Origin of the sequence: Streptomyces sp. NBC_00029 (assembly GCF_045160505.1) — a bacterium.
Classification (GTDB): domain Bacteria; phylum Actinomycetota; class Actinomycetes; order Streptomycetales; family Streptomycetaceae; genus Streptomyces.
Genome location: NZ_CP108292.1, coordinates 4724527 through 4739602, shown reverse-complemented (window position 1 = coordinate 4739602; position 15076 = coordinate 4724527). Strand labels below are relative to the sequence as shown.

The 15076-nt window shown below is 73.8% G+C and carries 10 protein-coding genes; 7 read left to right on the top strand and 3 right to left on the bottom strand.

The annotated features are described in order from the left end of the window. Nucleotides 1–12: 12 nt before the first annotated feature. Together OG753_RS22215 and OG753_RS22210 are read right to left on the bottom strand one after the other, a co-directional pair. Nucleotides 13–600 (bottom strand): anthranilate synthase component II, encoded by a 588-nt coding sequence (locus OG753_RS22215; RefSeq protein ID WP_401685395.1) that lies wholly within the window; start codon nt 598–600, stop codon nt 13–15. Further along, nucleotides 597–2159 (bottom strand): anthranilate synthase component I family protein, encoded by a 1563-nt coding sequence (locus OG753_RS22210; protein ID WP_327263433.1) that lies wholly within the window; start codon nt 2157–2159, stop codon nt 597–599. Before OG753_RS22210 ends, OG753_RS22215 begins: the two co-directional genes overlap by 4 nt. 140 nt (nt 2160–2299) lie before the next feature. On the opposite strand from OG753_RS22210, the gene OG753_RS22205 reads away from it, so the two are divergent. Next, entirely contained in the window at nt 2300–3676 is a 1377-nt protein-coding gene (locus tag OG753_RS22205; protein WP_327263432.1) for a class II 3-deoxy-7-phosphoheptulonate synthase, read from the top strand. Here OG753_RS22205 and OG753_RS22200 read toward each other — a convergent pair. Beyond that, nucleotides 3642–4385: an alpha/beta fold hydrolase gene (locus OG753_RS22200; RefSeq protein WP_327263431.1), complete on the bottom strand. Its 744-nt coding sequence runs from the start codon at nt 4383–4385 to the stop codon at nt 3642–3644. The genes OG753_RS22205 and OG753_RS22200 overlap by 35 nt on opposite strands. A gap of 178 nt (nt 4386–4563) precedes the next feature. On the opposite strand from OG753_RS22200, the gene OG753_RS22195 reads away from it, so the two are divergent. The 6 genes from OG753_RS22195 (at nt 4564) to OG753_RS22170 (ending at nt 15073) form a co-directional block, all read left to right on the top strand. After that, nucleotides 4564–5646, top strand: a complete 1083-nt coding sequence (locus OG753_RS22195; RefSeq protein WP_327263430.1) for a cysteine synthase family protein — start codon at nt 4564–4566, stop codon at nt 5644–5646. Then, the gene (gene argH / locus OG753_RS22190) at nt 5643–7127 is read left to right on the top strand and encodes an argininosuccinate lyase (RefSeq protein ID WP_327263429.1); all 1485 of its coding nucleotides are present in this window, start codon (nt 5643–5645) and stop codon (nt 7125–7127) included. The genes OG753_RS22195 and argH overlap by 4 nt, the downstream gene beginning before the upstream one ends. Continuing rightward, nucleotides 7124–8323, top strand: a complete 1200-nt coding sequence (locus tag OG753_RS22185; protein ID WP_405789789.1) for an ATP-grasp domain-containing protein — start codon at nt 7124–7126, stop codon at nt 8321–8323. The genes argH and OG753_RS22185 overlap by 4 nt, the downstream gene beginning before the upstream one ends. Next, complete coding sequence (locus OG753_RS22180; protein ID WP_405789787.1) at nt 8320–11670, top strand: amino acid adenylation domain-containing protein; 3351 nt, start codon at nt 8320–8322, stop codon at nt 11668–11670. Before OG753_RS22185 ends, OG753_RS22180 begins: the two co-directional genes overlap by 4 nt. Next, nucleotides 11667–12602 (top strand): kinase, encoded by a 936-nt coding sequence (locus OG753_RS22175; RefSeq protein WP_327263426.1) that lies wholly within the window; start codon nt 11667–11669, stop codon nt 12600–12602. The genes OG753_RS22180 and OG753_RS22175 overlap by 4 nt, the downstream gene beginning before the upstream one ends. 257 nt (nt 12603–12859) lie before the next feature. Next, nucleotides 12860–15073: an MMPL family transporter gene (locus OG753_RS22170; RefSeq protein ID WP_405789785.1), complete on the top strand. Its 2214-nt coding sequence runs from the start codon at nt 12860–12862 to the stop codon at nt 15071–15073. The last annotated feature ends 3 nt before the right edge of the window (nt 15074–15076 follow it).

Here is a 15076-nt window from a genome sequence, read left to right as displayed (position 1 = left end):
GCCGCCTCCCGGTCAGCGGGAGGTGAGCGCGCCGGCCCGCATCGCCAGGAAGTTCTCCATCATGGTCAGCCCGCCCGTGGTCATGACCGATTCCGGGTGGAACTGCACCCCCTCCACCGGCAGCGTGCGGTGCCGCAGCCCCATCACGTAGCCGTGGTCGGCGGCCACCGCCGTGGTGACCAGCGGCTCCGGCAGCGGGTCGGCGACCAGCAGCGAGTGGTAGCGGGTGGCCTCCAGACTGTGGCCCAGCCCCTGGAAGAGACCCTCGCCGTCGTGCCGGACGATGCTGGTCCGCCCGTGCATCACCTGCCCGGCCACCTCGATCCGGCCCCCGTACGCCAGCCCGATCGCCTGGTGCCCGAGGCACACCCCGAGCAGCGGGACCCGGCCCGCGAAGGCGTGCACCAGCTCCACGTGCCCGGACTCGGCCGGGTGCCCGGGGCCCGGCCCGAGCACCACCGCGTCGGGCTCGAGCCCGACCAGCTGCTCCGGGGTCCGGGTGCGCGAGCGGACCACCTCGGTGTCCGCCCCCAGCACCTGCAGGTACTGGTCGATGATGTGGACGAAACTGTCGTACGCGTCGATCAGCAGCACCTTCACGGCAGCAGCTCCTCACCGGTGAGCGCCCAGTAGGCGGCCCCCATCTTCGCCAGCGTCTCCTGCCACTCGGACTCCGGCTCGGACTGGGCCACCATGCCCGCCGAGCTCTGCGTGGAGTACGTGCGGCCGTCGTACTCGATCGTGCGGATGCACAGCGCGAGTTCGCTCCAGCCCCGTACGTCGACCAGCCCGACCGCGCCCGCGTAGGCACCGCGCCGCTCCCGCTCCAGGCCGTCGATGATCTCCATGGCGCGCACCTTGGGCGCGCCCGACATCGTCCCGGCCGGGAAGGTGGCCCGGACCGCGTCCCAGACGCCGACCTCCGGAGCCAGCCGGCCCGAGACGGTCGAGACCAGGTGGAACACGTGGGAGTACGTCTCCACCTCCATCAGCCGGTCCACCGGCTGGGTGCTGGGCAGGGCGACCCGCCCGATGTCGTTGCGGCACAGGTCGACCAGCATGATGTGCTCGGCCTGCTCCTTGACGCTCTCCCGCATCTCCTTGACACGCCGCCGGTTGGTCTCCTCGTCGGGGCCCCGGCGGGCCGTCCCGGCGATCGGGCGCATCACGATCCCGCCGTCCTCGATGCGGAAGAACAGCTCCGGGCTGGCCCCGATCAGGGTCCGCCCGGCCTGCGCCGCCAGGTACATGTAGGGGGAGGGATTGCGGGCGCGCAGCCGCCGGTAGACCTCCAGCGGGGTCAGACCGGTCTCCACGTCGACGCGGTGGCCGATCTGGATCTGGTAGACGTCGCCGACGCCGATGTGCTCCAGGCAGCGGGCGGCCCAGCCGAGGAACGTCTCGCGGTCGACGCTGTCGCGCACCGAGTGCGGTACGGGCGCCTCGGGGACCCCCGACGTCGCGAACGTCCCGGACACCCCCGCGACATCGGGCAGTCCGGGCTGTTCCGCGAGGCCGGCGAAGGCCGGGCTGTCGGCCCGCAGCCGCCGTACCCGGCCGCCCTCGACGTCGTACCAGACGGTGTTCCGGAACAGCGTCAGCACGATGTCCGGGCGCCCGCCGTCCCCGTCGGCCCGCTCCGGCAGCTCCTCCATGTGCCAGGCCGACTCGTACGCCAGCGAGGTCAGGAACCCGAAGGCGTAGCCGGTCCCGGGCAGCTCGGTGGTCACCGAGAAGAGCCCCTGGGCGCGCCCGAGCGCGTCCCAGACCTGCGCCGGCCGCTCCGACCGGAAGACGTACGGACCCTCCGGGAGCGGGTGGTGGGCCACCGGGCAGCCCGCGGCGGGCCCGTCCGTGACCAGTCCGGCCGCCTCGACCGCGCCCGCCAGCGCCCGCTTGAGCTCCGGCGCGGCCCCGTCGACCTCGACCCGGTCCGCGTGGACCCGGATCTCGGCCAGCCGCCCGAAGCCGACGACCGCCGACCGGCGGTCCGCGGGCGCTCCCTCCAGGCTCTCGAGGAGAAAGACCTCCTCGGCCGGGAGCACCGCGCGCAGCGCCGCGTACAGGTCGGGCGGGGCGTGCCCGGCCAGTTCCTCGACCTCGACCCGCACCTCCACCCGACCGCTGCCCGCGTCCGGCGAAACACGTGAATCCCACAATGCGATCTCCCCCTTCTTCTTTCCGTCGAAATGAGTGAATCAATGATCCGCCGGGCATCGCCAGACCAATTCCACAGCGGCGATACGGTCCATTTCCAAAATGCTTGACCATTCCGTGGCAGCAATGGGTAACTGAGGCCATGAGACAAACCGAGAACAGTTCCTCATGGCGGAATTTCCCGGCCGCTCAGCAACCCGACTGGCCCGACCCCGCCGCGCTGCGCTCCGTCACCGGCCGGCTGGCCGGGGCGCCCCCGCTGGTCTTCGGCGCCGAGTGCGAACAACTGCGCCTGAAGATGGCTGCGGTCGCCCGCGGCGAGGCCATCCTGCTCCAGGGCGGCGACTGCGCCGAGACCTTCGAGCAGGTCACCACCGACTCCATCCGCGGCAAGCTGAAGACCCTGCTCCAGATGGCCGTCGTCCTCTCGCACGCCACCGCACTGCCGGTGGTCAAGGTCGGCCGGATGGCCGGCCAGTACGCCAAACCCCGTTCCAGCCCGTACGAGGAGCGCGGGGGCGTGAGCCTGCCGTCCTACCGCGGCGACGCCGTCAACGGCCTGGAGTTCACCGCCGCCTCCCGCATCCCCGACCCGCGGCGCCTGCGCGACATGTACGAGGCCTCGGCCCGCACCCTGAACCTGATCCGCGCCCTGACCACCGGCGGCTTCGCCGACCTGCACCAGGTGCACGCCTGGAACCAGGGCTTCGTCGCCGGCTCGGGCACCGGCGAGCGCTACGAGGCCCTCGCCGACGAGATCGACCGCACGCTCGCCTTCATGCACGCCTGCGGGGTGGACACCCGCGAACTGGGCACCGCCGAGTTCTTCGTCGGCCACGAGGGGCTGCTCCTCGACTACGAGGCCGCGCTCACCCGCACCGAACCGGAGACCGGCCGCACCTATGCCGCCAGCGGGCACCTGCTGTGGATCGGCGAGCGGACCCGCGACCTCGACGGCGCCCACGTGGAGTTCTTCTCACGGATCGACAACCCGATCGCCGTGAAGCTCGGCCCCACCACCGCCGCCGACGACGTCCTGGCCCTCCTCGACCGCCTCGACCCGGACCGCGAGCCCGGCCGGCTGACCTTCGTCGTACGGGCCGGCGCCGAGCGGATCCGCGACGTGCTGCCCACGCTGGTCGAGAAGGTCGCCGCGGAGGGCGCGCTGCCGTGCTGGGTGTCCGACCCGATGCACGGCAACACCGTCACGGCGCCCAGCGGCCACAAGACCCGCTCCTTCGACACCGTGCTCGACGAGGTACGGGGCTTCGTGGAGGTCCACCGGTCGCTGGGCACCCATCCCGGCGGCATCCACGTCGAGTTGACCGGCGACGACGTGACCGAATGCACAGGAGGCGGCAACACTGTCCGGCCCGAGGACCTGCCGCACCGCTACGAGACGGCCTGCGACCCCCGTCTCAACCACACCCAGTCCCTCGACCTGGCCTTCCGGCTCGCCGAGATGTACCGGGAGCGCGGACCGCTCACCCCCGGGACGCGCGCAACGTCTCCTCGATGAGGGCGAACGGCGGCTCCTCGGCGAGGTAGAAGTGCTCGCCGGGCACGGTCAGCGCCCCGAACGGCCCCCGGGTCGACTCCCGCCAGGCACCACTCTGCGCGGTGGTCACCCGGGGGTCGGACGCGCCCACGATCGCGGTGACCGGGCAGTCCAGCGGCGGCCGGGGCTGCCCCTCGTAGGCGGCGAGCAGCCGGAAGTCCGCCCCGATGTAGGGCATCACCAGCTCCACGAAGGCCCGGTTGTTCAGCAACTCCGGCTCTGTACCGCCCAGTTCGACCAGAGTCCGGGCGATCGACGCCTCGTCCCACGCCGCCGCGGCCACCGGGTCCCCCGCCATCAGATGCGGTGCCCGCGCCCCCGAGGCGAAGAGGTGCCCCACCCCGGAGCCGGCCTCCTCGAGCGCGCGGACCACCTCGTACGCGACGATCGCGCCCATGCTGTGCCCGAAGAAGGCGGTCGGCCGCTCGTCCCCCGAGGCCAGCATCTCGGCGGCTATCTCCCGTGCCATCGGCACCAGTTGCTCCGCGCAGTCCTCCGAGAACCGCTCCGCGCGGCCCGGATAGCAGATCGCCTGGACCTCGTACGCGCCGAGCCCCTTGCCCCAGGACCGGAAGAAGTACGGGGACCCGCCCGCGTGCGGGAAGCACACCACCCGCTCCGCCGCGAACGGCCGTGCCTCGACCACCTGTGTCCACACCATCGCTGCCATCGCTGCCACCCCTGCCCACCCGCCGCACCCGGCGTCCGCACGTCTTCGACGGCGCGATGGTCCACTCCCGCGCTGACGCCCCGCTGACGTCCGGCGGGCGCGGCTGTCAGTGCCCCGTCAGGGCCCTTCAGCACAGTGGGAGCCGTCCCCCTCGCCGACGACTGCACCGGGAGATTCCATGACGGCGACTTCCGCCTTCCCTTCGATATCCGAAGCGACGATGATGCCGCGCGTCATCCGGCTCGGCCCGAATCTCTACGGCGCGGCCTTCACGCTGATGAAGCTGCTCCCGGCCCATCACATTCTCCAAGAGGCGGAGAAACGAGGGGAACTGGGCCCCGACACCGTGATCGTCGAGACCACCTCGGGCACCTTCGGTCTCGCCCTGGCCATGCAGGCCGCCCTGATGCGCCGCAAGCTGATCCTGGTCAGCGACCCCGCGATCGACGCCAACCTCTACCGGCGGCTGACGGACCTCGGGGCCCGCGTGGAGATCTGCCACGAACCGGCGGAGGTCGGCGGGTTCCAGGAGGCCAGACTGCGCCGGCTCGCCGAGATCCGCGCGGGACTGCCGGACTCCTTCTGCCCCGAGCAGTACACCAATCCGGGCAACCCGGGCGCGTACCGGCTGGTCGCGCAGCAGCTCGAGGGGACCCTCGGCGCCGTGGACGCGGTGATCGGCCCGGTCGGCTCCGGCGGCTCGATGTGCGGCACCGTACGGGCGCTGCGCGAGCGCACCCCGAACACCGAGGCCATCGGCGTGGACAGCCACCACAGCGTGCTCTTCGGACAGCCCGACGGCCCCCGGGAGCTGCGCGGGCTCGGCAACAGCCTGTGGCCCGCCAACCTCGACCACCGGGTCTTCGACGAGGTCCACTGGCTCACCGCCGGCGAGGCGTTCGCCTCCACCCGGGCCCTGCACGCCCGCCACGCCCTCTTCCAGGGGCCGACCAGCGGCGCCGCCTACCTCGTCGCCCGCTGGTGGGCCGAGCGCAACCCCGACCGCACCGGGGTCGTGATGCTCCCCGACGAGGGCTACCGCTACCAGGCCACCGTCTACGACGACAGCTGGCTCGAGGCCAATGGCTTCCCGCTGCGCGAACGCCCGGCGACGCCCGTCGCCGCGACCGGCCCCGACGCGGCGGGGGCCGACCGGTGGACCCGGTTCGCCTGGGACCGCAGGGCCTACGAGGAGATCCCCGGCGCCGTTCCCCGGCACGCCCCCTCGGCCGCCCCGCAGCCCGTGGAGGTGGGAGCGTGAGCGCGCCCTCGATCACCGGTACGGGCCGGCTGGAGCAGGGCCTGGGCGCCCGTACCCGCCGCGTCGTCTACGGCGAGCCCGGCCCCGAGGCCGTACGGCGCGAGCTGGAGGCCACCAGCACCGTCGACCTGGCCCACGTGGTCATGCTCGGCGAGAGCGGGCTGCTCCCCGGACCCGCCGCGGCGGCCCTGCTGGACCGGATCCGGCGGCTGCGCGAGAGCGGCTTCGCCGAGCTGACCGGCCGCCGGGCCCCTCGCGGCCTCTACCTCATGTACGAGGGCTACCTCGTGGAGGAGCTCGGCGCCGACATCGGCGGGAAGGTGCACACCGCGCGCTCCCGCAACGACATCAAGGCCACCATGACCGCGATGCGCCTGCGCGCCGAACTCACCGATCTGCTCGGCGAGACACTGCGCCTGCAGGCGGGTCTGCTCTCCCGGGCCCGCCGGCACGACGACGCCGTGATGCCCGTCTACACCCACTTCCAGCCCGCGATGCCCATCAGCTACGGCTACTACCTGGCCGGGATCGCCACCGCCCTGGACCGCGACATCACCGCGCTGCGCCACACCATCGGCGAACTCGACCGCTGCCCGCTGGGCGCCGGCGCAGTCGCCGGCACGGACCTGCCGATCGACCCCGCCCGCACGGCCGGCCTGCTGGGCTTCCGCGGCCCCACCCTGCACGCCACCGACGCGGTGGCGGCCCGCGACACCCTGCTGCGCGCCCTGGGCGTCGTGGCGTCGGCGGCGGTCACGCTGAGCCGGCTGGCCACCGACCTCCAGCTGTGGAGCACCCAGGAGTTCGGGTTCGTGGAGTTCCCCGAGCGGCTGGTCGGCGGCAGCTCCGCGATGCCGCAGAAGCGCAACGCCTTCCTGCTCGAGCACGTCAAGGCCAAGGCGGCCTGGGCGGTGGGCGCCTGGACCGCGTCGGCCTCCGCGGCCAAGTCCACCCCCTTCACCAACTCCATCGAGGTCGGGACCGAGGCCGTGGCCGTGGCCTGGCCCGCACTGGCCGCCGTACGGGAGTCCGTCCTGCTCGGCCAGGTGCTGGTCTCCGGCGCCCGCCCGGTCACCGCCCGCATGGAACAGCGGGCCCGGGAGGGCTTCACCACCGCCACCGTGATCGCCAACCGGCTGGTGGGCGAGGGGGTGCCGTTCCGGACCGCGCACCATGTGGTGGGCCGGGCCGTGCGGGACGCGATCGCCTCCGGCGAGCACGAACTCACCAAGATCGAGACGCCGGAGGGGGTGACCGACTTCGGCGGCGCACTGCCCTCGCTCGCCGAGGTCGTCGCCGACCTGAACCGGGGCGGCGGCCCCGGCGAGTGCGCCGCCGTCGTCACCACCCTGAGGGACCGGCTCGCCGGACACGGGGAGTGGATCACGGCTCACCGCAAGGGGCTGCGCGATGCCGAGCGCCGCCTGGACGCCGATGTGGCCGCCGTCGTGGCACGTCACACCGAGGGAGGGACGAGATGACCGAGAACGGCGCCGCTTTCGCCTTTCTTGAGAGCAACACCACCGGCACCGGAAGGGAGTTCTGCGCCGCCGCCCGGGCCCGCGGGATGCGGCCCGTCCTGCTGAGCCGCGACCCCGGCCGGTATCCGTACGCCGCGGCGGACGGGGTGGACACGGTGGTGCTGGACACCGCCGATCCGCAGGCCGTCCTGGACGCCTGCACCCGTATCGCACCGGCCGCCATCGCCTCCAGCTCCGAGTACTTCGTCGACATGGCGGCCCGGATGGCGGCCAAGCTGGGCCTGCCGGGACCGGACGGCGACGCCGTCGCGCGCTGCCGCTCCAAGGACACCCAGCGGGCCGTGCACGCGGCCGCCGGTGTCCCGGTACCGGCCTTCGCGGCGGTCACCTCGGCCGGCGAGGCCGCCGACGCCGCCGCCCGGATCGGCTTCCCCGTGGTCCTCAAGCCCGTCAGCGGCTCCGGCTCGGCCGGCGTCCGGCTGTGCGGGGACCGCAGGCAGGCCCGCACATGGGCGGACCGGCTGCTGGCCGACGGGTCCGCCACCGTACTGGTCGAAGCGGCGGTCCGCGGCCCCGAGTACTCGGTCGAGACCTTCGACGGCGCGGTGGTGGCAGTGGTCGCCAAGCACGTCGGACCCGAGCCGTACTTCGTGGAGACCGGGCACGACGTTCCCGCCCCCGTCCCCGCCGCCACCGCAGAGTTGCTCGGAGCCACCGCCGTACGGGCCGTCGCCGCGCTCGGCCTCGGCTACGGAGCGGCCCACACCGAACTGCGGCTCGGCCCCGACGGACCCGTGGTCATCGAGGTCAACCCGCGCCTGGCGGGCGGCATGATCCCGGTCGCCGTCCGCGCCGCGACCGGCGTCGACCTGGTCGACGCCGTCATCGCCCGGGCCGCCGGACGGCCGGCCGCCCTGCCCGGCCCCGCAGCCGGACACGCCTCCGTCCGCTTCGTCCAGGTGGCCACGGAGGGCCGGGTCACCGCCATCGACGGCCTGGCCGACGCCGCGGCCGCCCCGGGCGTGGCCGCCGCGGCCGCCACCACCGCGGTGGGCCGCGACGTCCGGGTGACGCACTCCTTCCAGGACCGCCTGGCCTGCGTGGTCGCCGCCGGCCCGGACCACGCGACCGCGTCCCGCCGCGCCACGGCGGCGACGGCCCTGATCGACATCACAGTGGAGGAACTCCCCCGATGAAAGGCGCCCTGTCCACCCCCGCCACCGAGATCCCGCGGGGCACCGCACCTGCGGCCACCGCCCCGGCCGCACCGGCACCGGCCGCCCCGGCCACGACACCCACCCGGGTTCCCCACTGGGTCACGGCGGGCGCGGACGAGGGCGCGGGCGCGGGCCCCGGCGCCGGCTCACGGGTGGTGGCCGTGCCGGGGGAACTGGTGACCGCGCTCGCGCGGACGGCCACCGCGCTCGGGGTCCGGCCGGCCGTGCTGCTCGCGGCCGCCCACGCCCGCGTGCTCGCCACCGTCGCCGCCGAGCGCGACCTGCGCACCGGCCTCGCCGACGGCTCCGGCGTGCGGGAACTGCGCCTCACCCTGGCCCCGTCCAGCTGGGCCGGGCTCGCCGCCGCGACCGAGGCGGCCCTGGCCTCGGCCGCGGCGCCCGACGGGCCCCGCCCCGAGGTGGTCCTCGACCTGACCGAGGGCGCCGGCGCGCCGCCCGCCCCCGGCGAGAGGCTGCGGGTCCACTGGCACACGGCCGGGCCCGACCCCCGGCTGGAGCTGCGCCACGACCCCCGCACCCTGGACGCCGCGTACGCCGACCGCCTCGCCGGCTACCACCTGACCGCCCTGCGCCTGCTCACCGAAGATCCGTCCGCCCGCCACGACCGGCAGAGCCTGCTTGCCCCGCAGGAGATCGAGACCCAGCTCTACGGCCTCGCCGGACCCCGCACCGAGCTCCCCGACGCCGTCCTCACCGACCTCTTCGAGGAGCGGGTCCGCCGCCACCCCGGCGCCGTCGCCGCCCAGCACGGCGCCCGCACCTGGACCTACCGCGAGCTCGCCGCCCGCGCGGACCGCACGGCGCACGCGCTGCTCACCGCCGGCTGCGCCCCGCAGGACGTCGTCGCCGTCCTCATGGACCGCTCGCTCGAATGGATCGCCACCGCCCTCGGCGTCCTCAAAGCCGGCGCCGTCTACCTCCCCATGGGCCCCGACCTGCCCGTGGAGCGGATCGCCGCCCAGCTGTCCGCCGCCGCGGCCTCCTTCGTGCTCGCCGAACCCGCCACCGACGCCCTCGCCCGCCGGGCCGCGGCCGCCACCGCGCACCCCCCGGCCGTGCTCTGCGCACACGAGTCCCTCTCCGCGCCGCTCCCCGACGGCCGGCCCGGGGCGGACGCGGGCACCCGCAGCCCCACCCGCGTCCGCCCCTGGCACGCGGCGTACATCTACTTCACCTCGGGCTCCACGGGCGAGCCCAAGGGCGCCGTGTGCGAGCACGCCGGTCTCCTGAACCACCTCCTCGCGAAGGCCGCGGACATGGGGCTGACCGACGCCGCCGGCGCCGAGATCGTCGCCCAGACCGCACCGCAGAGCTTCGACATCTCCCTCTGGCAGTTCGCCGCCCCCCTGCTGACCGGCGGCGCCACCCGCATCGTGTCGACCGACGTCCTCCTCGACGTGGACGGATTCCTCGACGAGATCACCGCGGGCCGCGTCACCGTCGCCCAGACCGTGCCCGCGTACCTGGAAGTGCTCGTCCGGCACCTGGAGCGCAGCCCCCGCCCCCTCGGAGCCCTGCGCGCCGTCTCCGTGACCGGCGAGGTCCTCGCTCCGGCCCTGGTCCGCCGCTGGTTCGCGCTCTGCCCGGACATCCCCCTGGTCAACGCCTACGGCGCGACGGAGGTCTGCGACGACACCATGCACGAGCTCCTCAACCGCGCCCCCGAGCCCGGCCGCCCCGTCCCCCTCGGCCGCTCCCTGCCCAACGTCAACACCTACGTCCTGGACGAGAACCTCGCCCTGGTCCCGCTCGGTTCGGCGGGCGAGATCGCCTTCTCCGGCGTCTGTGTCGGCCGCGGCTACGCGGGCGACCCGGAACGCACCCAGCAGGTCTTCGTACCCGACCCGTTCCGGGCCGGCACCCGGATGTACCGGACCGGCGACTTCGGCCGCTGGCTCCCGGACGGCCGGATGGAGTACCTCGGCCGGCACGACGAGCAGGTCAAGATCCGCGGCTTCCGCATCGAACTCGGCGAGATCGAGAGCAAGCTCCTCGCCGTGAGCGGCGTGCGCGAGGCGGCGGTGGTCGTCGTCGGCGACGCGGGCATCCACCGTCACCTCGTGGCCTTCTTCACCACCGATGCCGACAACGCCACCGACGGCAGCGGCAGCGGCAGCGGCAGCGGCCCCACCGTCGAGCAGGCCCGTACCCGCCTGGCGGCCGCCCTCCCCGACTACATGGTGCCCAGCTACCTCCATCCGCTGCGCCGCCTGCCCCGCACCGCCAACGGCAAGGCCGACAAGAAGGCCCTCGCCGAGCTGGCGAGCACCCTCGGCCACGGCGGCGACGGCCACGCCGGCCCGGCCACCGCCACGGAGCGCCGGCTGGCCATGCTGTGGGCGGAGGTCCTCGGCGTACCGCTGGAACGCATCGGGCGCCACGACAACTTCTTCTCGCTGGGCGCCAGTTCCCTCGCCGCGGTCCGTGTGACCGTACGGCTCGACCGGGCGCTGTCCATGAAGGAACTGGTCGCCCACCCGGTCCTGTCCGATCTGGCCGCCCTGCTCGACGGACGCGGCCGCGGCGAGCCCCGGGACACGGCGCCGCCGCTGCTGCACCCGCTGCTCGCGGTCCGCAACCCGCACCACACCCTCGTGTGCCTGCCCTACGCGGGCGGCAGCGCCCTGAACTTCCGCGCCCTGGCGGCCGAGCTGGAGGGCGAGGGCATCGCGGTCCTGGGCGCGGAACTGCCCGGCCACGACTTCGCGGCCGAGGACGAGCCGCTGGAGGACGTGGGCGCCCTCGCCGCACGGGCCCGCGACGAGATCCTCGCGCAGGTCACCACGCCCGTACTCCTCTGGGGCCACAGCTCGGGCGCCGCCGCGGCCCTGGAGACCGCACGCCTGCTCCAGGAGGCCGGCCGGCCCGTCGAACGCGTCTTCATCGGGGGCCGGTTGCTGCCGGGGGCGCAGACGCTGCGGGCGGAGCTGGCCGAGGTGGCGGCGGCGGACCGGGACGTGCTGCTGGGCCGGCTGCGCTCCGACAACGCGTACGTGGAACTGGACGCCTTCAGCCCCGAGCGGGCGGCGGCCGTGGACCGGGCCTACCGGCACGACGTGATCACCGCCAACCGGCACCTGCTGGGCGTCCTGGACGACCCGCGGGCGCACCGGATCGACGCCCCCGTGGAGGTGGTGGTGGCCCGCGACGACAGGTGGACCGCCCCCGCCGGCCCGGACGCGTACCGGGCGTGGCGTACGGTCTCCGACCGCGTCACGCTGCACGAACTCGAAGAGGGCGGACACTACTTCCCCGGTACCAGGCCGGCGGAGACCGCCGACGTGGTGAGGAGGACCACCGGATGATCACGACCCAGACGGCAGCGCCGGTCAGCCCGGCGGCCGTACCCGCCACCGGCTACCGGAAGGTGGCCGCCAGCGGCGTCAGCACGGCCTTCGGCACCTTCGGCGAGCTGCTCCAGGGCGTCCTGCCCGAGGAGGACGGCAACTTCCTGGTGACCCTGCCGGTGGCCCGCTGGTCCATGGTCCGGTTCGAGATACGGCCGGACGAGCCGGGGCTCCAGGTGTGGCCACCGCACAAGAAGAAGGCGCTCCGGCTCACCGCCATGATCCTTCAGGACGAGGGGCTGGAACCCGCGGGCCTGTTGCGGATCGACAGCACCCTGCCCGAGGGCAAGGGGCTGGCCAGCTCCTCGGCCGACCTGGTGGCGACCGCCCGGGCCGTGGCCAACGCGCTCGGCGTCCCGATGCCGCCGCGCCGCATCGAGCGGTACCTGGCCAGGATCGAACCGACCGACGGGGTGCTCTACCCCTCGGTGGTGGCCTTTCACCACCGCAGCGTCAGACTCCGCGCCCGGCTGGGCTCCCTGCCCTCGATGGCGGTGGTCGGCGCCGACGAGGGCGGCGCGGTGGACACCGTCGCCTTCAACAACATCCCCAAGCCGTTCACGGACGCCGACAAGCACGAGTACGCGCGGCTGCTGGACCGGATCACCGGCGCGGTGGCCGCGCGCGACCTGGCGGAGGTCGGCCGGGTCGCCACCGCCAGTGCCCGGATGAACCAGGTCCTGCGCCACAAGTGGTCCCTGGAGCCGATGATCGGCATCTGCGAGGAGGTCGGCGGCCTGGGCGTGGTCGTCGGGCACAGCGGCACCACGCTCGGCATCCTGATGGACACCGACGCCCCCGACTGCCCCGCCCGGCTGGCCGTGGCGGCCCAGTTGTGCCAGGAGCTCGTCGGCAATGTGACGGTCTACCGGACCCTGACCTTCCACTGACCCCGGGCGGTTGACCCACTGACGCCGCACCGGCGCCCCGCGGACGCCCCGCAGGCGCCCCGCGGGCCCTTGCGCCCCGATACGTTTCCGGCCCCCGGGACGAGCGACTACGCTCGTCCCGGGGGCCGTTGCGCATCCGACGAGAAAACCGCCCCGCTTCCGCTTCGGGCCATCCCCGGTGTCCACCAGTCGGTGGACCCAAGGTTCAACCGGTCGAGCCTGTCGCCGACATACCTGCTCCGACCAGCATGTATGTCATGACGAACCCCACCGTACGCATCGCTCGATGGAGTGCCCGCAACCCCTGGCGGGCCATCACCGGCTGGCTCCTCTTCGTGGTCCTCTGCCTGGGGGCGGGCATCGCGATCGGGTCCAACCCCGCGGCCAGCGAGGACTTCCGCATCGGCGAGGCCGGCCGGGCCGAGGCCATCGCCGCCGAGGGCGGCCTCCAGCTGAAGCCCACGGAGCGGGTACTGATCCACGCCAAGCCCGGCGCCGGCGCCCTGGACCCGGCCCTGGCCGAGGCCGCCGCCCGCGACATCGGCGCCCGGATGGCCGCGCTTCCCGAGGTGGCGGCGGTCGGCGACCCGGTGCCCGCCGCCGACGGCTCCGCCCTCCGCGTGGACGTCACCATGAAGGGCGCCGAGTTCGACGCCAAGAAGCACGTGGACGCCCTCCTCGCGCAGACCGCCGCCGTCCAGGAGGCCTACCCCGGGCTCTGGGTGGAGGAGGTCGGCTCGCCCTCGATCAGCAAGGGCGTCGACGGCCTGCGCGACGACGACCTGGCCCGTACGGAGATCATCGCCCTCCCCGTCACCCTGATCACCCTGTTGATCGTCTTCAGCTCCATCGCCATGGCCCTCGTCCCGCTGCTGCTGGCGCTCTCCTCGATCATCTCCGCCGTCGGGCTGTCGATGCTCGCCTCGCACCTCTTCCCGGACGCCGGCGTCGGCACCAACGTGATCCTGCTGATCGGCCTGGCCGTCGGCGTGGACTACACGCTCTTCTACCTCAAGCGGGAGCGCGAGGAGCGGGCCAGGGCCGGCGGCCGCCTCTCCCCGCAGGCCGTCGTCGAACTGGCCGCCGCCACCTCCGGCCGGGCCGTCGTCGTCTCCGGGCTCGCCGTCGCCATCTCCAGCGCCACCCTGTTCCTCGCCGACGACGTGATCTTCTCCTCCATCGCCACCGGGGCCATCGTCGTCACCCTGGTCGCCGTCCTGAGCTCGCTGACCGTCCTGCCCGCACTGCTGGCCAAGCTCGGCGAGCGCGCCGACCGCCGCCGGGCCCGCAAGGAGGCCCGCGCCGCCGCCAAGGGCCGTACCCTGCGCGTCAAGAAGGCGAAGACCGGCGGCGGCCGGATCACCGCGGCCGTCCTGCGGCCCACCACCAGGCACCCCGTCGCCACCCTGGCCGTGGCCACCCTCGCCATGGTCGCCCTCGCCCTGCCGGTACTGAACCTGAACCTCACCGAGATGGGCCGCGACACCCACTCCCGTGCCATCCCCGCCATGCAGATCTACGACCGGGCGATGGCCGCCTACCCCGAGCTCCACTCCACGCACCAGGTCCTCGTCAAGGCCGACGCCGACCGCCGCGGCGAGGTGACCGCGGCCCTCACCGAACTCGCCGACCGCGCCACCGCCGAGGACCCCGCCATCAGCGGCAGGCCCGTCCTGCGCACCTCCCCCGACGGCCGGATCACCATGCTGGAGATGGCGGTCGCCCACCCCGTCGGCAGCGCCGAGGCCCACACCTCCCTGCGGAACCTGCGCGCCGAGCTCATCCCCGCCACCACCGGCCGGCTCACCGGCACCGACACCGCCGTCACCGGAGACGTGGCCCGCAACGCCGACTACCCCGCACACCAGAAGGAGAAGCTCCCGCTGATCATCGGCGCGCTGCTGCTCGTCACCTTCGCCATGACCGTCTGGGCCTTCCGCTCCCTCGTCCTCGGCCTGATCGGCATCGTCCTCAACCTGCTCTCGGCGCTCGCCTCGCTCGGCCTGCTGGTCCTCGTCTTCCAGAACGAATGGGCCGAGGGCATCCTCGTCTTCGAATCCACCGGCTCCATCGGGGCCCGGGTACCGCTCTTCCTCTTCGTGATCCTCTTCGGGCTCTCGATGGACTACCAGGTCTTCGTGATCAGCCGGATCCGGGAGGCCGCCATGAACGGCACCCCGACGCGCCAGGCCGTCCTGGAGGGCATCGGCAGCTCCGCCGGCGTGGTCACCAGCGCCGCCGTGGTCATGGTCACCGTCTTCGCCAGCTTCGCCGCCCTGCACCTGATCGAGATGAAGCAGATCGGCTTCAGCCTCGCGGCGGCGGTCCTGCTCGACGCCTTCGTGATCCGCATCCTGATCCTCCCCTCGCTCATGCTGCTCCTCGGTGAGTGGAACTGGTGGCCGTCGCGCGGGATGCGCAAGGTCCGCGCGCAGGCTTCAGCGGAACCTCAGCCGGCGACCGTAGGCTGACGT